Annotated in this window: 13 protein-coding genes and 1 pseudogene; 10 read left to right on the plus strand and 4 right to left on the minus strand. The window is 61.5% G+C overall.

Translation table 11 applies throughout. The features are described 5' to 3' along the window. Positions 1 to 606: 606 nt before the first annotated feature. From AC0QUY_RS34665 to AC0QUY_RS34705, 9 genes are all read left to right on the plus strand, one after another. Complete coding sequence (locus tag AC0QUY_RS34665) at positions 607 to 3,732, plus strand: efflux RND transporter permease subunit (protein ID WP_475390472.1); 3,126 nt, start codon at positions 607 to 609, stop codon at positions 3,730 to 3,732. Positions 3,733 to 3,778: 46 nt separating this feature from the next. After that, positions 3,779 to 4,213, plus strand: coding sequence for a hypothetical protein (locus tag AC0QUY_RS34670; RefSeq protein WP_161852636.1), 435 nt, complete (start codon positions 3,779 to 3,781; stop codon positions 4,211 to 4,213). A gap of 62 nt (positions 4,214 to 4,275) precedes the next feature. Further along, positions 4,276 to 7,428 (plus strand): efflux RND transporter permease subunit, encoded by a 3,153-nt coding sequence (locus tag AC0QUY_RS34675; RefSeq protein ID WP_475390485.1) that lies wholly within the window; start codon positions 4,276 to 4,278, stop codon positions 7,426 to 7,428. Position 7,429: 1 nt separating this feature from the next. Next, positions 7,430 to 8,131 carry a hypothetical protein gene (locus tag AC0QUY_RS34680; RefSeq protein ID WP_475390473.1) on the plus strand — a complete coding sequence of 234 codons (702 nt, stop codon included), beginning with the start codon at positions 7,430 to 7,432 and terminating at the stop codon, positions 8,129 to 8,131. Positions 8,132 to 8,242: 111 nt separating this feature from the next. Further along, a complete protein-coding gene (locus AC0QUY_RS34685; RefSeq protein WP_475390475.1) occupies positions 8,243 to 9,331 on the plus strand; it encodes a PepSY domain-containing protein in 1,089 nt (362 codons plus the stop codon). A gap of 149 nt (positions 9,332 to 9,480) precedes the next feature. After that, complete coding sequence (locus tag AC0QUY_RS34690; protein ID WP_475390477.1) at positions 9,481 to 9,783, plus strand: PepSY domain-containing protein; 303 nt, start codon at positions 9,481 to 9,483, stop codon at positions 9,781 to 9,783. A gap of 74 nt (positions 9,784 to 9,857) precedes the next feature. Next, the gene (locus AC0QUY_RS34695; RefSeq protein ID WP_246738618.1) at positions 9,858 to 10,715 is read left to right on the plus strand and encodes a hypothetical protein; all 858 of its coding nucleotides are present in this window, start codon (positions 9,858 to 9,860) and stop codon (positions 10,713 to 10,715) included. Between the two features lie 147 nt (positions 10,716 to 10,862). Next, a complete protein-coding gene (locus tag AC0QUY_RS34700; RefSeq protein ID WP_161852640.1) occupies positions 10,863 to 12,599 on the plus strand; it encodes a peptidoglycan-binding protein in 1,737 nt (578 codons plus the stop codon). After that, positions 12,596 to 14,569 (plus strand): ABC transporter ATP-binding protein/permease, encoded by a 1,974-nt coding sequence (locus AC0QUY_RS34705; RefSeq protein ID WP_475390478.1) that lies wholly within the window; start codon positions 12,596 to 12,598, stop codon positions 14,567 to 14,569. Before AC0QUY_RS34700 ends, AC0QUY_RS34705 begins: the two co-directional genes overlap by 4 nt. A gap of 308 nt (positions 14,570 to 14,877) precedes the next feature. On the opposite strand, the gene AC0QUY_RS34710 is transcribed toward AC0QUY_RS34705, so the two are convergent. Then, positions 14,878 to 15,327 carry a DsbA family protein gene (locus AC0QUY_RS34710; protein WP_475390487.1) on the minus strand — a complete coding sequence of 150 codons (450 nt, stop codon included), beginning with the start codon at positions 15,325 to 15,327 and terminating at the stop codon, positions 14,878 to 14,880. A gap of 162 nt (positions 15,328 to 15,489) precedes the next feature. Between AC0QUY_RS34710 and AC0QUY_RS34715 the strand changes: the two genes are divergently transcribed. Beyond that, positions 15,490 to 16,122 carry a nucleoside deaminase gene (locus AC0QUY_RS34715; RefSeq protein WP_161852643.1) on the plus strand — a complete coding sequence of 211 codons (633 nt, stop codon included), beginning with the start codon at positions 15,490 to 15,492 and terminating at the stop codon, positions 16,120 to 16,122. Between the two features lie 531 nt (positions 16,123 to 16,653). On the opposite strand, the gene AC0QUY_RS34720 is transcribed toward AC0QUY_RS34715, so the two are convergent. The 3 genes and pseudogenes from AC0QUY_RS34720 to groEL all read right to left on the minus strand — a co-directional run. Further along, positions 16,654 to 17,229, minus strand: a complete 576-nt coding sequence (locus tag AC0QUY_RS34720; RefSeq protein ID WP_161852644.1) for a methyltransferase family protein — start codon at positions 17,227 to 17,229, stop codon at positions 16,654 to 16,656. A gap of 282 nt (positions 17,230 to 17,511) precedes the next feature. After that, the gene (locus AC0QUY_RS34725; RefSeq protein WP_475390480.1) at positions 17,512 to 17,802 is read right to left on the minus strand and encodes a hypothetical protein; all 291 of its coding nucleotides are present in this window, start codon (positions 17,800 to 17,802) and stop codon (positions 17,512 to 17,514) included. A 546-nt stretch (positions 17,803 to 18,348) separates the two neighbouring features. Further along, a pseudogene (groEL, locus tag AC0QUY_RS34730) lies at positions 18,349 to 19,172 on the minus strand (chaperonin GroEL); the annotation flags it as partial.

The following is a 19,172-nucleotide window of genomic DNA, read 5'->3' on the forward strand; positions in this document are numbered from 1 at the left end:
CCGTCAGGCCGATTGCAGACAAGAGCCCGCTCAACAACGCGGAGCAAATAATTGCCGGAGCCCCCCAGCAATGTTGGGACAAGAGTGACGCGTATGACGAATTACGCAAGCGCCACGAAGTGATCTATCCAAAGTGATGTATCTAGATTACACGCAGGAGCTGCGAACAGCCTCGCCGGCTGTCAGGCAACTTCAAGTGGCGATAGAGTTTTTGCCATCTAAAGCCCACTAAAGTGCGCAAGTGCGTGAAGACGCGTGACCCAATTGGAGCCGGCATGTAGTCCAAATAGGTGGATTGTGCCGACAAGAAGATCAACTTAAAATTTTCACTCGCCTTAATCTAGTCCTCGGTCGGGGAAAGGCAGCATTGCGGAATTTTGATTACGGCGAAGCCTCACTATGGCGTTAGCGCGACCGAAAATAAAGCCGGCGCAAGGCCGACGAAAAATTCGGACTCGTGGGAATAATATAGTTGGTCAACAATTGTGTTGCCTCTACGAGTGACACAGCGATCAGAAAATCCCGCGTTCAACGGGCCCTCGCAAACGGAGTTCGACTACAGCCACAGATCGAAGACAACCAGAGGTCAAAAGAGGGGGCGTCGAAATGTTGGCGTGGCTCATATCCTCTAGCGTGCGTTTGCGCACCCTCGTTGTAGTTGTCGCTGCTGGCCTGCTGATCCTGGGCGCCGTCGATGTCAGGAACAAGCCGCTCGATGTCATCCCCGAATTGGCGTTGCCCTCGCTCACTGTGAAAACGGAATCGCTTGGCCTCTCCAGCGCCGAGGTTGAATCGCTGATCACTGTGCCGCTGGAGGCGGACCTGCTCAACGGTGTGCCGTGGCTGCAGGTTATCCAGTCGGAATCGATGGCGGGGCTTTCGACGATCGAGATGATTTTCGCGCCCGGCACCGATCTGATGAAAGCGCGCCAGATGGTGCAGGAACGGCTGACGCAGGCGCACGCGCTGCCGAACGTCTCCAGCCCACCGACGATGCTTCAGCCGGTGTCCTCGGCCAGCCGAGTGATGAACGTCGGCCTGAGTTCGAAATCCGTCTCACTGATCGACATGTCCGTTCAGGCGCGCTGGAACATCGCACCGCGTCTCGCCGGAGTTCCGGGTGTGGCGAATGTTTCGATATGGGGTCAGCGCGAGCGGCAGGTGCAGGTGCTTGTCGATGCCCGGAACCTGAACAAGAAGGGCGTCAAGCTCGATCAGGTGATCAAGACGACAGGTGAGGCGGTGTGGTCCTCGCCGCTCACCTATCTGAACTCATCCACGCCTGGCACCGGCGGCTTCATCGAAACGCCGAACCAGCGGCTCAGCATCCGTCACCAGTTGCCGATCTCGACCGTAGGTACTTTCGCCAAGGTGCCGCTCAGCGGCACGACTACGAGCGTCGGCGACGTCGCCTATCTCGTGGAGGGGCATCAGGCGCTGATCGGAGACGCCATCGTCGGCGAAAACCCCGGCCTGATGGTGGCGATCGAGAAGTTCCCCGGCTTCAACACGTTGGACGTGACGCGCGGCGTGGAACGCGCGCTCAACGAGCTGAAACCCGGGCTGCCCGGTATCGAGATCAATACGACCATCTACCATCCCGCGAGCTTCCTCGAACGCGCGACCAGCAATCTGGGCAAGGCCATGCTCATTTCGATCATCCTGGCTGCCATCGTGCTTGGCCTTCTGATGGGCAGCTGGAGGAGCGCGGTTATCGCCCTGGTCGCGATCTCATTGTCGTTCGTCTGCGCTGAACTGCTGTTGAAGGCCGCCGGAATCCCGCTCAGCATGATAGTCGTCGGCGGCCTGCTGATGGCATCCAGCGTCATCGTTCATGACAGCATTATCGACTTCGAAAATGTGCTGCGCCGCTTGCGGGCACCGCAACGCGACGGACGGTCCAGCTTCATGGTCGTCGTCCGTGCGATGCTGGAAACGCGTCGGCCGATGCTGTACGCGTCGCTGATCGTCGTACTCGCAGTGTTACCCGTTCTGTTCATGTACAGCCGGTCCGCCGCGTTCTTTGCGCCGATGGCCTGGGCCTATATCGCAGCCGTGTCTATCTCGATGCTGGTGGCGCTGATCGTGACCCCCGCGCTGGCCGCCGTGCTGCTCGCCAATGCGCCACTGACGCCGGCGGACGGTCGGGTGATCAATAGGCTGGCCGTGCCTTTCGATCGGATCGTCGGCCGCGTCATCCACGCCCCGCTCGCCTGCATCGCCGCCTGCGTCGTGGCGGCGATCGCCTGTTTCGCGCTGTGGAGCCCGCTCGAACGCAATATGGTGCCCAGCTTCAGAGAGACCGATCTCTTGATCGAATGGCAGGGTCCGCCCGGCACCTCGCTGCAGGCAATGACCCGATCGACCGAGAATCTGATCCGCGATCTGCGGCAGATCCCGGGAGTTCAGAATGCTTTCGCCAATCTCGGGCGGGCCGTGCTTTGTAACTGCGAACGCGCGACGGACGTGAATGCAGGCCAGGTGTGGGTCAACATCGATCCGAAGGCCGATCGCGAAGCAACGGTGGATGCCGTCGAAGCTGCCATCACCACCTATCCCGGGATGCGCGGCAAGTTAGGGACATACCTGTCCACGAAGCTGCGCGAGGCGCTCACCGGTGACCCGGATTCCATCACCGTGCGTGTCTATGGCAACAGCCTCGATGTCATTCGCGCCAAGGCAGAGGAGATCCGCGCATTGATGGCGAAGATCCCCGGCATTGAAAATCCCCGGGTCGAACTACAGGTCGAAGAACCCTCGATCGAAGTCAAGGTGGATGTCGATCGCGCGGCTGGCTACGGCCTGAAGCCGGGCGATGTCCGCAGGGCGACCTCCGCGATGGTCGGCGGCATCACCGTCGGTGCGCTTTTCGAGGAGCAGAAAGTTTTCGACGTGGTTGTCTGGGGGCGACCGGAGTTGCGCGACAACATCGATGACGTGCGCAATCTGATGATCAACAGCGAGGGCGGGTCCCAGGTTCGTCTGGCTCAGGTTGCAGACGTCCGCATCGCGCCGGCCACCAGCATCATCCAGCGACAGGGGTCTTCGCGTCGCATCGATGTTTCCGCGAAAGTGGACGAGCGGGCGCTCGGTGATGTGGCGGATGATGTCGCCAGGAATGTAAAACAGATCGCATTCCCGTTCGAGCACCGTGCCGAGGTGCTCGGCGAATACAAGGAACAGCGAGCCGCCCTGCGGTCGATATACAGCTACATGGCGGCGGCGGCAGTATTGATGTTCCTGCTGACGCAGGCGGTGCTCCGCAGCTGGACACTCAGCGCCCTGTCGCTGCTCGGTGTACCGGTCGCTGCACTCGGCGGTCTCGCTACCACCGCAATCAATGACGGTGACTTCTCGCTTGGGTCTCTGCTGGGTCTGGCAGCGGTGCTCGCACTGATGGTGCGGCAGGGTATCGGTCTGGTCGCCCATTTCCAGCATCTGCAATTGAACGAGGGTGAGCCGTTCGGCGAACAGCTGGTACGTCGCGGCATGCAGGAACAGTTCCCGAGCATCATCGCGTCGTCGATGACGACGCTCGCGCTGGTGCTTCCGTTCGCGATCATGGGCGATGTCGCCGGACTCGAAATCGCGCACCCGCTCGCGCTCGCGGTCTTGGGCGGCGTCGTTACCATGACGCTCGGAACATTGTTCGTGCTGCCCGCGCTTTACCTGCGGTTCGGCGCCGGCTGGACCGCCGACCGGCTCGATCTTGAAATGGAGACCGCGTCATGACCGCCGCGCGCCTCACTTCGAACGTTGTGAAAGGGAGAAACATCTCATGGCGCGCTTCAGCGCATTGATGGTCGCGGCGTCCACCGCCTGCCTCGCCGCGTCGTGTGTCTCAGCCTCGGCCGCGGAGTCGGACGTCAAGAAGAGCGCGCCCGCGCGGGTCGAGGCCACGAATGACGCAAAGATCAAAAAGATCACGCTCACGCCAAAAGCGGCGGAACGGCTCGGCATCCTCATTGACGAGGTGCGCGCCGATCCGTCGGGCCGACGGATCGTGCCATATTCATCTGTCCTCTACGATCTGACCGGAAAGACGTGGGTCTATATCAGCGCCGATCCGTTGACCTTCGTTCGCGGCGCGGTGGTGATCGATACCATCAAGGGCGACAACGTGTACCTGACTGACGGGCCACCCACCGGCACGAAGGTGCTTGCGGCGGGAGTGCCGGAGGTCTTCGGAACAGAGGTGAAGGTAGGTCACTAGCTGCGCGTCGAAATTGTTTTTCCACAGCGGCTTCGGCCCGAGTGGTGGGATGTTTTCCGATGATGAGGCTGATTATTGGCTCTAGTCTACGCTTTCGTTATCTCGTCCTCGCCCTTGGCGTGGTGCTGATCTGGTTTGGCCTGGCGCGCCTGCGCGACGTGCCAGTGGATGTATTCCCGGAATTCGCGCCGCCGCGGGTCGAGATCCAGACCATCTGTCTTGGGCTTTCATCCGCCGAAGTTGAACAACTTGTCTCGGTGCCGCTGGAAAACGCGCTCAACGGCGTCCCTGGCGTCGACGTGATGCGGTCGAAGTCGGTGCCGCAACTGTCGTCGATCTTGCTGATCTTCAAGCCGGGTGCCGACGAAATCCGCGCGCGGCAACTGGTCAGCGAGCGGATGGCGCTCGCGAGCAAGACCCTGCCGACATGGGCCTCGCCGCCCTTCATGATGCCGCCATTGTCCTCGACCAGCCGGATCATGAAGGTCGGCATTACCTCAAAGGACAAGTCCGTGATGGACTTGTCGATGCTCGCCTATTGGACCATCCGGCAGCGGTTGCTCGGCGTTCCCGGCGTTGCGAACGTCGCGATCTGGGGAGAGCAGCTCAAGATGCTTCAGGTCATGGTTGATCCGAAGCGCTTGGCCGAGGTGGACGTTACGCTCGACCAGGTGCAGGAGGCGGTTTCCGATGCCCTCGACGTTGGCCTGCTGCGCTATGCCCGCGGCGCGCATATCGGCACCGGTGGCTTCGTCGAAACACCCAATCAGCGCTTTCAACTCCGCTTCGTCGGCGTCGGCGTTACGCCGGAGACGCTGGCCAAGGTGCCGGTGACCAAACCGGCCGGGAAGCCGCCGCTATTGCTGAGCGACGTGGCCAATCTTGTCTACGCACCGCAGGGCATGATTGGCGATGCCGTTATCAACGACGGCCCGGGCCTCATGCTCATCGTCGAAAAATTCCCCTGGGGCAACACGCTCGCCGTCACCCGCGGGGTGGAGGAGGCGCTGGAGAGGATGAAGCCCGGCCTTCCAGGGGTTGAGATCGATACGACAATCTTCCGGCCAGCGACTTTCGTCGAGGACTCGATCGCCAATCTGTCGTGGGCGTTATTGCTGGGCTGCGTGCTGGTCGTGGGAATCATATTCATCTTCCTTTACGAATTGCGCACCGCGATCGTCTGCATCGTCGCCATTCCGCTGTCGCTGCTCGCGGCGGGCCTCGTCCTGTTCCAGGCCGGCGCCACCGTCAACACGATGATGCTGGCGGGCTTCGTGATCGCGTTGGGGATCGTCGTCGACGACGCGATCATCGACGTCGAGAACATCATGCGGCGCCTGCGTCTCGCGCGGCGGGCGGGCGATGCGCGGAGCACCGCGCGCATCATTCTGGACGCTTCGCTCGAGGTGCGGGCGCCGATCGTCTACGCTACGCTCATCGTGGTCGTCGCGGTCGTGCCCGTGCTGTTCATGGAAGGCCTGACAGGATCCTTCTTCAAGCCGCTGATTACGGCCTATGTGCTCGCGATTGCAGCCTCGCTCGTCGTGGCGATGACGGTGACGCCGGCGCTCTGTCTCCTCCTGCTGCGTAACGCGCGGCTCGAAGGGCGCGAATCGCCGGTAATCGTTTGGCTGCAGCGCCGCTACGCGCCCTTGCTCGAACGTGCCACTCGAACGCCGCGCGCGGCCTATGTCGCCGTCGGTGTCGTGACGCTCGTGGGGATCTGCGTTTGGCCACTGCTCGGGCACTCGCTGCTGCCTTCGTTCAAGGAGCGCGACTTCCTGATGCACTGGGTCACCACCCCCGACACGTCGCTGCCCGAGATGCTGCGCATCACGACCCGCGCGAGCAGGGAATTGCGCGCCATTCCAGGTGTACGCAATTTCGGCGCCCATATTGGCCAGGCCTTCGCCGCCGATGAGGTCTACGGCGTCCATTTCGGGGAGAACTGGATCAGCATCAGCAAAGACGCCGACTACGACAAGACCTATGCCAAGGTCGAGGAAATGGTGGACGGCTATCCCGGCCTCTACCGCGATGTGCAGACCTATCTGAAGGAACGCATTCGCGAGGTCCTGACCGGGGCTGGCGAGGCGATCGTCGTCCGCATCTTCGGCCCGGATCTGGAGGTACTGAGGGACAAGGCGGAGGAGGTTCGCGCTGCACTCGCGGACACTCCGGGCCTCGTCAACCTGCACAAGGAGTTGATGGTCGAAGTGCCGCACATTCAGGTGACGGTGAAGCTGGACGAGGCACAACGCCACGGTCTGAAGCCGGGTGATGTCCGGCGTGCCTCCGCGTCACTGATGGCCGGAACCGAGGTCGGCGACATTTTCATCGAGGGACGCACCTACGACGTGCAGGTGTGGACCGCGCCGGAAGCCCGCCACAGCATGGAATCGGTCCGCGACATGTTGATTGACACGCCGACCGGGCAGCGCGTCCGTCTGTCCGAGGTGGCCGATGTCAGCATTCAGCCGACACCAAATGCCATCAAGCGCGAGGCAAGCTCCCGTCGGATCGACGTGCAGGCGAATGTCCGGGGCCACGATCTCGCCGCCGTCGCCGTGGAGGTGCAGTCGCGCCTGCAGAAGATGGCGTTTCCACTTGGCTATTACGCGGTGCTGCAAGGCGAGTACGCGGAACTGCGCGCCAGCCGCGAGCGGCTGCAGCTGTTCGCCGTGCTGGCGCTCGCCGGCATACTCATACTTCTGCGACAGTCTTTCGACAGCTGGCGTCTGGCAGCGCTCAGTTTCCTCACCCTTCCTTCGGCGCTGGTGGGCGGCGTCCTCGCGGCGTGGCTCGCGGGCGGCGTAATTTCTCTTGGCTCGTTGATCGGTTTCCTGACCGTGCTTGGCATCGCCGCCCGCAACGGGATCATCATGATCAACCACTTCCAGTATCTGGAACGCCATGAGGGAGAGGCGTTCGGCATGAACCTCGTGCTTCGCGGCGCGAGCGAGCGGTTGCGGCCGATCCTGATGACGACCGGTGCCGCCGGGCTGGCGATTCTGCCGCTGGTGATTTTCGGCGACCTGCCGGGCCACGAGATCGAATATCCAATGGCGGTCGTCATCCTGGGCGGCCTCGTGACATCGACGCTCCTAAACCTGTTTATTTTACCTGCATTTTATCTCCGTTTCGGCCGCGGCACGGGCCTGTCGACGGATCGTCTGGCGGTTCCGGCACCGGCACCAGTATCCGGGGGCGCGTGATATGAAAGCCGTACGTCGCCACAATGGTTGGATTGTCGCCGCCGCTGCGACGTTATCTGCTCTTGCGTATCCGGTGACAGGAGCCGCGGCCGAGGATGGCCGCTTTGAAAAGCTCTCCGTCTATCTCGAACGCAATATACAGGATCACGATGCCGAAATCCGGTTCGAGGCTACCGGCGGGGACGATGGCCTGGCAGCGTTGAAGGTGATGGCGCCGGAGGAGCGCACGGTGATCGATCTCAGATCGCCGGACTCGAAGCTGGGAATTCGCAGTCTCACGCTTGAATCGCCCGAGCCGGATGATGACAAGATCGTGCGGGCGGATTTCCCGGCGGGCGCATATCGTTTTGAGGGAACGACGACCAAGGGGGCGAGCCTGCGCAGTGAGGCGCGGTTGAGTCACGTGTTTCCGAAACCCGCCGCGTTCGAATATCCGCGGCCTGATCAGAAAGACGTGCCCGCCACCGCGCTGACCCTGCGCTGGTCTGTGCCGGAGGGGATCGAGGGCTGCGCCGTCGTAATCGAGCAAACCGGCTCGGCCTACGAAATCCGGGCACTGCTGCCCGGCTCGGCCAAATCCTTCACAATACCTGAAGGGTTCTTGCGCGCTGGCAAGGCCTACAAATTTGCGATCGGGACCATCGCCAAGGACGGCAATCGGTCCTTCATCGAGGCCGGCTTCACCACTGTGAGGGCGCGATGAACCAGCCTGCTCGCGAAATGTCAAATCAGCCCAACGGCCACACCGGGCTGAAAACTTCCGCAACCTTGGGCGACAGTTGGCCGGCGCCGCCCGCAACTGGAGGGCATTGAGATGTTCGACAAGCAGGGTTTGGAGCGACTGGCGAGCGGCCGATCTAGTTGGCTGGCCAGGTGGCGTGGCGCGCTGATGGCGGTCACCGTTCTGACGGCGGCAGCGTTTGCGTTGCTTAGCGGCGCCGTCGCAGGCGAGATCAAGGACCCGCCGCGCTGGAAGAGTGACAAGGATTACTCATCGCTGAAGGATTGGCACCTGAAAGGCGAGAATATCGTCCCGCACGGAGTCAACCCACTCTATTACCCGATCGTGCCCGGCCACAAACACGTGCATGAGCGGCCCGATCACCCGGACGGCAAGTATCGCAAGGAGACCGTAGTCCTGGATAGCACCGAGGATTTCGACGTTCCTGGTATTGGTAAATTCAAGACCGCGGTTGTGCAGGAAGAGGAGTATCTCGATGGCGTCCTGACACAGCGCGCGCTCAACTGGTTCGCCCTCGATAAGACCACCAACAGCGTCTACTCCTTCGGCGAGGTGAGTTGGGAGATCAACGAGGAAGGCAAACCGATTTTCGAAGGCACATGGCGGGTGGGCGAACTCGACGGCGACGGCGTCGCCGAACCGGGGCTGTTGATGCCCGGCACGTTCACGGTTGGCGGCCGCTATATATTCGACGGCAGCCAGAGCACGGCCTATGGCGGCTCCGAGAACATGGAAGCCGGCGTTGAAATAACGGTTCCGGCGGGGACGTTCAAGGGCTGCGTCCGGGTTCGCGAGCAGGGTCTGGTCAAACTCGACGACATCACCGACAAGATCTGGTGTCCGGTCGTTGGTGTTGTGCTCGACACTTCCGACGGCAAGCTTGTCGCTTCCGCCGCGCTGCCGAAGGACAATCCGGCCTCGGACGTTTCAGGCATCGGGAAGCTCCGCGACAAGCCGCTGAAGTATACGCCGCCGGTGGCGAAGGTCTCGGGAGACCAGGCGACGAAGATCGCGCTTGCGCAGATTCCCGGCAAGGCCACGTCTGTGAAGATCGAGCGGAAGAAAGGCAAGAATGTCTACGTAGTCGAGATCCAGACGAAGGATGGCGAGAAGGATGTCTTTGTCGACATCGAGTCTGGAAAGATCGTCGGAACGGACTGATGTGGAACGACGCGATGGTAGCGAAATCGTTGATCACGGGCTCACCCTCGGCGTCATTCCGGCGCCGAGGCCATACGATCGATGCGATACCATCACGGACCGCCGACTGAGCGAACTCTGTGTGGCTCTTTGTTGGAGAGGGTGCCGCCATGAACATGAAGGAGACGATCCGCGCAGGTCTACTCGCCATTCTCCTCCTTGCGCCAGCCGTGGCCGTCGCGCAGGCGCAGCAGCCGGGCCCTTCGAAAGAGCGTGCGAAGCCTGCGGCAAAGATCACGGAAGAACAGGCGAAGAAGATTGCGCTTGAACGCATCCCTGGCGAAGTCACCGACGTGGCGATCGAGAAAAAGCGCGGCAAGAATGTCTACGTGATCGAGATTCAATCACCGGAGCAGGGCGAGAAGGACGTCTTCGTCGACGTCGAAACCGGAAAGATTGTCGGGACGGACTGACATGTACCGGCATGTACCGACTGGATACGAGGTTCGTTACTGGAAAGGATAGCGCCATGAAGAGGGCAATTTACTTGGGCCTGTTCGCCGTCCTGTTCACTCCAGCGATCGCCGCAGCGCAGGCGCAGGCGCCCAAGGGCCTCGGCACCGAAGAGTTCGGCATGTCGCCACGCGAGTTGGTTCAGGCGATCGAGAAGACCGAGGAACTGATCGCGCGCTGCATGCGCGAACAAGGCTTCCAGTACATCGCCGCTGACCACAAAACGGTGCGGGCGGGCATGTCGGCGGACAAACAGCTTCCAGGCCTCAGTGAGGAGGAGTTCGTTAGTCGTTATGGCTTTGGCGTCTCCACCTTCTACACGGGTCTGCCGCCTCAACTATCGACCGGCTACAGCCCCGCCCGCGTCGGTCTCGGCGAGCGCAATGTACAGATTTTCCGCAAGCTCTCCCCCGCGGACCAGGTCGCTTACAATCGCGCGTTGCTCGGGGATGACCTGTCCAGCACCCTCGCGGTCGCTTTGGAGATCGAGGATCTGTCGCGGACCGGCGGTTGCACGCGCAAGGCGCTCACTGAAACGTTCAAGCCCGATCAGTTGAAGGCCAGCCACTACAATCCCCAGGATGCGCTGATCAACAAGGACCCTCGCATGAAGGCCGCGCTCGGGTACTGGCAGCGCGAGATGAAGAAGGCCGGGTTCGAATACGGCCACCCGGACGAAATCGAGCCCGACCTGCGGAACCGGCTCAGCGCGCTGACGGAGGGCGGCAAGCTGTTGGTTTCTAAGATGTCGCAGGATCAGAAAGCCGCGCTGCGGAAACTGCAGGATTACGAGCGCCTGGTCTCAGTCAAGAGCTTCAAAATGCAGGAGGAGGTACTGACACCAGTCGAGGAGAAGATCCAGGAGGAGCTGTTCTCCCGGAAAGTGCAATAGACCAATTATGATGTACACGCCCGTACTTCCCCGGATCGGCGGCAATGAGTAATCTCCTTTGCTGGCAGCGCATCGCATGATGAAGGCCGACGCAACGCTTCCTCCGAAGATGGCCCGCACCCTGTCGATGGCGGGAGGGACTACGGCATGGCCGCAAAGCGCGTAAACATTCTCTGGGCGATCTTGGGCGCGGTTGGAGGCATGGCGCTTGGCGCCTGGTACATGGGCTCCAGGATCCAGTCGCCGGCGGAAATGGCGGCGCGCACTGCGGCGCCCGAGCCATCCGCGATCCTTGTACCTGTGGAGTCGCGTGTACTGAGTTCCGATATCGTCACCCGCGGTACGGTCCGGTTCGGGCTGCCTCAGCCGATTTCAATTGCACCTTCAACGGTCAAGGGCGGCGCCGGGCTGATCTCGTCGCTGCCGCGACCTAATGCGAACTTTGGGGAAGGCGAGGTGATTCTATCCGCATCCGGCCGTCCGGTCTTTGTCCTCAGCGGCGCCGCACCGGCTTTTCGCGACATGGCGCCCGGAACCAGCGGCGGCGACGTCCGCCAGCTCGAAGAAGCCCTGGCTCGTCTCGGCTTCGATCCGGGCACAGTCGATGGCAATTACGATCAGAAGACATCCGGCGCCGTCGAGCGCATGTATAAAAAGGCCGGCTGGGATCCGTTTGCACCGACGCGCGAACAACGCGCGGCCGTTGCCGCGCTCGAGAGAGAGTGGTCGGATGCCGCGCGCGCCCAGCTTGCGGCCGAGGCCACGCGCGAAACGGCGGTGAAAGCCGCCGCCGCCGCGCGGGCCACGGCGGAGCAGAACACGCGACAAGCTGCCCTCGACAGCGCGGCGCGTGTTGGTGATAGCCGCCAGCTGGCCGACGCGCGCGCCGGCAAATCGCTCGCGCTTGAAGCCGAACGCGCTCGGGCCGCGCATTCCGCGACCGCGGCTAGTGCCGATGTCGCCACGCAAGTCGCCGATCGTGCCCTGATCGTTCTCGATCCGCGCCAGACCGAAACGGCGCGTGCCGCGGCCGAGGCCAAGCTCAAAGTGGCTCGTGCTGCGCAGCGCAAGGCGAAGCTGGAAGCCGATCTGGCGATTCAGACCGCGGCGCGCGAGGCCGGCCTGGCCGACGAACGGATCCGGGTTGCCGAGGGAGCCGTGAAGGCGGCCCGCCTGGAAGGAGAGCGCAACGTGCGCGCCGCGCAGGAACAGCAGACGCTCGCCGAATTCGACGTCCAGGTCGCAAGCGAGCGAGCAGGGCGGCTCGAACGCGAACTTGCGACGGCGCGTGCGAAACTCGGAGTGCAGGTGCCTGCGGACGAGGTCGTATTCATCCCGTCGCTTCCGATCCGCGTCCACGAGGTGACCGCTGCGGTCGCAGCCAATGCTTCCGGGCCGGTCCTGAGTGTTACCGACAACCAGCTCAGCATCGACTCGCAGCTGCCACTTGAAGCTGCGCCGTTAGTAAAGCCCGGGATGAAAGTTGCGATTGACGAGCAGGCGCTTGGGATCAAGGCGACCGGCGTCGTCGAGACGGTGGCGAACACACCCGGCACGCGCGGCGTGGACGGCTATCACTTCTATCTCGGGGTCAGGGTGGAGACCACGCCTGTGCTCCTGGCAGGGTTTTCCGTCCGTCTGACTATCCCGATCGAGACGTCGAAGGGCGCGGTCACTGCGGTGCCGACCAGCGCGGTGTCGCTTGCCGCCGACGGCACGTCGCGCGTGCTGGTCGATCGCGGCGGCAAACAGGAATACGTCACCGTGCAGCCGGGACTTTCGACGGGCGGCTATGTCGAGGTGGACACCTCCGACGCGCGACTGGTCCCTGGCCAACTCGTGGTGGTCGGCTATAAAACAGCCGAGCCGGCCGCGGTCAAATGAGGCTCAAGGGGGACATACGGCCGGCGGTGCCGATCAAAGCGGTTGCTGCCGATGCCGACCACGTCCTCGATCTGCGTAAAGTGTGCAAGCGATTCGGGACCGATCCCGCGGTCGACGCGCTGATCGATGTCGACCTCGTACTGCGACGCGGCGAATGGCTGTCGATAACTGGTCCATCCGGCTCGGGGAAATCCACGCTATTGAATATCCTCGGTTGCCTCGACCGGCCAACCAGCGGGCAATACGTTTTTGATGGTATCGAAACGACAAAGCTGAGCGAGAATGAGCGGGCCGGGCTGCGCAGCCGCCGCGTTGGATTCATCTTTCAGTCATTCCACCTGCTGCCCTATCGCACTGTCATCGAGAACGTCATGCTGGCGGAAGTATACCGCCGGCACACCGGACGCGGGCGGCGCGAGCGGGCGATGGAGGAGATTCGCCGCGTCGGCCTCGAGCATCGCGCGAATTTCTTGCCTTCGAAATTGTCCGGCGGCGAATGTCAGCGAGTGGCGATCGCCCGCGCCCTGATGGGATCACCGAGCCTGCTCTTGTGCGACGAGCCGACCGGCAATCTCGATTCCAAGAACACCGAGTCGATCCTGGACTTCTTCACCGAGCTCAATAAGGAGGGCATGACGATTGTCGTTGTCACGCACGACGAGAACGTTGCGCGCCGGGGCTCGCGCCGGGTCAACATGAAGGATGGCCGGCTCTTTGGTGGAACCGAGACGGCATTGCCACCTCCATCCCGGGCGCGCATTGCGTCTTCGGGGATCACAACGCGCGACCTCGTATCCGAGGCCATCGCCGGGGCGATCGCGCGGCCGGCGCGCATGGCGCTGACGGTGCTTGGCATCGTTATCGGCATGTCGGCGCTGGTCGCCACCATCGGTCTGACGCGAACCGCAGGCAACCGCATCATCAGTCAGTTCGATCAACTCGCCGCCACGGAATTGTTCATCACGGCGCGGCCGGGAATGGCGACCGGCACGGTTGATCCGCGTGCCATTCCATGGGACGCGACGGAACGGCTCACGCGGTTGAACGGTGTCGTGGCCGCGGGCCTGCTCAGCGACGTCAATGTCCACGACATGCTCGTCAGCGCCTCGCCGGTGGTGGATCCGTCCAATCAGACCGCATTCAAACTGGCGGTGCGCGCCGCCTCGCCGGATTTGTTCCGCGCGGTGCGCGCCGACCTTGCCTCGGGACGATTTATCGACGGTGGGCATTCTGCCCGCGCCGAGCGCGTTGCGATCCTCGGCCCCGATGCCGCGCGCCGCCTGGGCATCACCGGGGTCGAGCGGCTGCCCGCGATCTATGTCGGCGACGAGCTCTATCTCGTGATTGGTATCCTCCGTGATGTGGTGCGAAAGCCGGAACTGCTTGGTTCGGTCATCATTCCCGAGGGCACGGCGCGACGGCATTTCAGCCTGTTCGGGCCTGGCATGGTGGTCGTGGAGACAAAGATCGGCGCCGCTTCCCTGATCGCGATGCAGGCGCGGGCGGCGCTGCGGCCGGACGACCCGCGCGCACTTCGCGTGCAACTGCCGCAGGAGCCTCGGCGCGTGCGCGACGACGTGCAAACCGATCTCAATATGATGTTTCTGCTGCTGGGCGGCCTGTCGCTCGTGGTCGGCGCGCTCGGGATCGCAAATATCACCCTGGTGGGGGTAATGGAGCGGACAGCGGAGATTGGACTGCGCCGTGCCATTGGTGCGACGCGCCGCCACATCGCTTCACAATTCCTCATTGAAAGTGCGTCCATGGGTGTCGTGGGGGGACTGCTCGGATCCAGCGTCGGCGTTCTGATCGTGGTTGGTGTCTCGGCGTATCAGGTCTGGACCCCGGTGCTCGACCCGCTCGCTCCCTTGCTGGCGCCAGCTGTGGGCGGGGTGATCGGTCTGCTGTCGGGGGTGTATCCCGCCTCGCGCGCCGCCGCGCTCGAACCGGCCGAAGCGTTCCGACACTAGTTCGGACATCAAATCCAATTTGGTTCGCAAGGAAAGTCGAGTCGGGTGACGCTTTTGCTTAAGAGGGCATCCTGAATTGAATCGTTGAGCTCGTCTGAATAGCTTGGCGCTCACGGGCTGGAGCTAGCGCAAATTTGCCAATGATGGATTGGAGCGAGAGTTTAAGCATTTCAATTGGTTAGAGGACCGCGTGTGCACCGGGAGATCAAAGAAAATCTAGCAAAAGCCAACGAGAGCAGCGTTGTAAAACTCGTTGGTGTCGGCCCCGACTGACAATGTCGTGGCGTCCTCCGGAACGCTGTCTTCGCTTACAACTTGGCCGACAGCCGCCCACGCAGAAGCCAGACCCTGTCAGTGCCCCAGAAAAGCTCGCCGGTTTCGTGCAGCAGGAACGTCGGGACGCCGAACACGCCTCGCTCTTCAGCCTCCGCAGCGATCGCACGGCACCGGCCGGCGCCTTCGCCGGATGCGATCAACTCGTCGAAGGCGCGACCCTCCGCGCCCGCCTCAACGAGGAGAGTTCTTATCGCTCTCGTGTCTTCTATATCGAGCTCGCCACACCAGAATCGCTCGCAGAGCGTATCGTGATAGCAACGGAATACGGAATCGCTAGTTCGCGAGGCCAGAAGCATCCCTATGTGCGCGGCAATGGGGTCGTAGATTTTGCGCGTACCACGGATGATCAAATCGTGGCGAGCGCCAAGACGCCGGGCGTCCATGTAGGAATAGCGAATCTTGCGCCAATCGCGGCCGGACAGCCGTCCGGTAGGCTGCTATAATGCCGCTCAGTTTCCCGAGCCGTTGAGCGATCAGCAGAGCTTTCTCGATGTAATTAATACCGTGAGCAGTCATCATTATTGGCGTCCGGGGCAAATCCCGAAATCATCTTGACGGTCCGTCGTACCGCAAAAGTCAGTGCCATGACCAAGCATGATTCAGAAGCATTCGATATAGCAATGATGCGCCGCTGCGTTGCTCTGGCGCAATCCGCGAGTTCAAGGAGGGAATACCCGTTTGCTGCTGTCATCGGGCGGCGAGGCGAATTCATTTGCGAATCGCTCAATATGGTCAGACACGAACGAGACGTTACGCGGCACGCCGAGATGGTCGCAATTTCTTCAGCTCAGAAAAAGTTAGGGTCAACGAGCCTTGATGAGTGCACGATCTATTCAACTATCGAGCCTTGCGCGATGTGTTCTTACGCCATCCGGGAAAGCAGGATCGGCAGAGTGATATTCGGCCTACGATCCCCGGTAATGGGCGGTAACTCACGATGGAATATTCTGACCGATGCCGGTTTGTCCTCAACATTGCCGGAGGTATTTGCTTCCCCGCCCGATGTCGTGTCAGGATTTTTGCACGACGAAGTTCAGAGGGTTTTTCAGAAGTGGAATCCGATCATTTGGGAATTCGTGAATGCTCGAAGGATATTCGTGGATGGCTCCGGAGATGATCGGGCCGGGACTTTAAAAGGCAAGATGCGAGTTGGGCCCGGCTCGCGCCTTGCAACTTGGGCAAGGGTTTCGGTTATTGATCGCCTTTGGCGCGGTTAGGATTCTTCACATCCTAGATGTCACCTAGTTGGTTTATTGGGTCTGTTCCTCTTGAATTGTTGTCTCCGACGCGCTCTTGGCGCGCCTCAAGGGCGGGCATAGGCTAAGATTGGCAGAACTGCGACCTTCCGGTATTGGCGCCATTGAGACATGCCGACTGACATTGATAAGCTAAAACGGCGTTTTGACCCTAGCCGACCTCCAGTACCTGGAGTCGCTGCCGGAAAGCGGACGTCCATCGAATCGACGTTGTTCCATAGGCGATCTTGCCTCAGTCGCTCACTACACCAGCTCCGCGCCCTCGGTCATTTAATCGTCCTGGTTGTACTCTAGCGGAGCCACGAAGAGGGCATGCGAGCTCTGCTCTAACGATGCCGATCGGGTCCTGTTAAGGCCGCGAATGAGGAACTTCGCCGTCGCTGCGGCTTCCGGATATCCATAGTCCGGAGGTCGGGCAGAAGGTAGCGGGCCGAGGTTCGCGATTATTCTTTGCCGCATCGCGTAACGTTAGTCGACACGTCGTGGGCAGGTCTAGAGAAGGTGCGGGATGATCATCTTGGTTCGCTGTCGATAGACCTCGTAGCGCTCGTCAAATGTACGGCTGAGCAGTTTCTCCTCCGCGCGGGCGCGCCAGGCCAAGGTCGGGACGATCCCCGACAGCGCAATAAAGAGAGCCGGCCAGTTGCCGAAGGCGAGCGCTTCGCCCATGACGAGCAGTGCAAGGCCCAGATAGATGGGGTGTCGCACGAGGCGATAAGGACCGGTTGTGACGAGGCCGGTGCTCTGATCTGCTATGGGCGCGTAGCTCCAAGCGGCACCAAGCTCGGCCTGGGATCTGACGACGAGGGCGGCGCCCGCTAGCGCAAGAAGGGACCCTGACAGCGCCAGCAGCAGTGCCGTGAAACCGGCGGGGCTGCTGGGAAAGATCAGAAGCGAAAGGAAGAACAGGCCGAGAGCAGTGAAGTTCGCCACCACCGGTGCTCGGTCGCCACGATCCTGACGTGCTCGCGTCTTGGCACGTCCGCGACTCCAGCTGACCGACAACAACATGAGTCCCGCAAAGGCGAGGAGAGCGACGATACGGAGGACGACGGCCAGTGTTGACATTTCTTAGGCACGGAGTCGTATCAGATAGAGCGCGATGGGTAGCTGGAGTATGGGGAGCACATAGCTCACCGCAAGGGCAGCGACCGGCTGGTCCCAAGCATCCTTCGGAATGAATATCGTTCCGCCCTTCTCGAAAAGGTACAGCGTGCCGTGATAACGAAAGTACCGTGATCAGTATCTCCACGATTGCAGTGCTGAGAATGCCGCCCATTCATCGATGGGTGCAATTCGTGGGAAGGCATCCGCGTTTACGGATCCGCTAGGCGGATGCCTACTCGCCGCCTAAGCTTGCCTGTCCCGCTCTTCTCTCACGTAAAGATCCTTTGTTGCTTGTTCGGTATTGTGCTTCTCGGAGCGCGTCCGGCTCCTATTTCGCGTGATGCCGTAGGCTATCGCCAGTCCGAGCACGATGGCACCGGCGAACAATAGGGCGACCGACATGTGCGATCCGGTCTCAACCGGCAGTCCCTGCGCCGCAAGAGTTTCCGGGAAGGACGGCAGGACTAATAAACCCAGAATCGTTGCCCAATGCCAGTTGCTTCCCCTAAACCACCCAATATGAACCAACCTCATGCCCGGCCTCCTGTGCCGCAAGGGTAACGCCAACAAGCGGATAGCTTAGGAACATCGGGCGCAACGATATGTTGCTAGTTGAACTGCGGCAGAGGGACACACGCCAGTGGCGGCTACGGCTCATACGAACGATAACCGGAGCAGGCTGCTCGATTTGTTGACTTGCATTTACTGCAATCAAACGATGAATCTTGAGAAGATTGACCCTGATGACCAGGGGAATGATCTTATTCAATATCGCTGCAAGATGTGTCAGCGGATCGAGATGGTGCGACTGTCCCGCGGTCGGTGGCCTAGCGCGTCTTAACCGCTCGGTCTTTGAACAGGCTCCGACCTCATTGACGTTGGCCCGGTTTGCCAATCTCGGCGCCGACGTCACGGTCTGATAGAGGTCAATTGCTCAGTGAGCGACGACAAACTTTTCGGAATGGGCATTGAAGCAGTGACGTTGGTCAGCCTGTTGTCACGCTTGGCACGATAATCTGAGAAAGGCGGTTCGGCTAGCAGGACTGAACGTGCTGTTCGCGTCTGTCACGTGGGCACCCCGCCGTGCTTCTGGTCCTCGTTGGCAGGCTTCACCCGGTCGAGCACCTTGGCGGCACGCAGCAGTGCCACGCCGCCGCCCGGCAAAATGCCTTCCTCGACCGCAGCACGGGTTCGCATGCATCGCGTCGTCGACACGATCCTTGCGTTCCCTCACGTCGATCTCGGTGGCTCCCCCGACATGGATCACCGCTACGCCGCCGGCGAGCTTGGCAAGCCGCTCCTCTAGCTTCTCGCGGTCATAGTCAGAGGTGGTCTCCGCGATCTGCTTCTTGATCTGGTTGATGCGGGCCTCGATGTCCGCCTTCTTGCCGGCGCCTCCGACGATCGTGGTGCTCTCCTTGTCGATCATTGCCGTTCTGGCGCGGCCGAGCATGTCGAGCGTGGCGTTCTCAAGCTTCATGCCGAGATCTTCCAAGATGGCGGTACCACCGGTAGGGATGGCGACGTCTTGCAGCATCGCCTTGCGGCGATCGCCAAAGCCGGGCGCTTTCACCGCCGCGACCTTGAGGCCGCCGCGCAGCTTGTTGACCACGAGGGTAGCGAGTGCGTCGCCTTCGACCCCTTCGGCGATAATGAGCAGCGGTTTACCCGTCTGCGCCAGGGCTTCCAACAGTGGCAGCAGTTCCCGCAAGTCAGAGAGCTTCTTCTCATATGCGAGGACGTAGGGATTCTCCATCTCCGCCCGCATCTTGTCGGCATTGGTGATGAAGTAGGGCGAGACATAGCCGCGATCGAACTGCATGCCCTCGACCACGTCGAGCTCGGTCCCGAGCGACTTCGCCTCATCGACCGTAATCACGCCCTCGTTGCCGACCTTCTTCACG

This window comes from Bradyrhizobium sp. WYCCWR15520 (assembly GCF_056174665.1).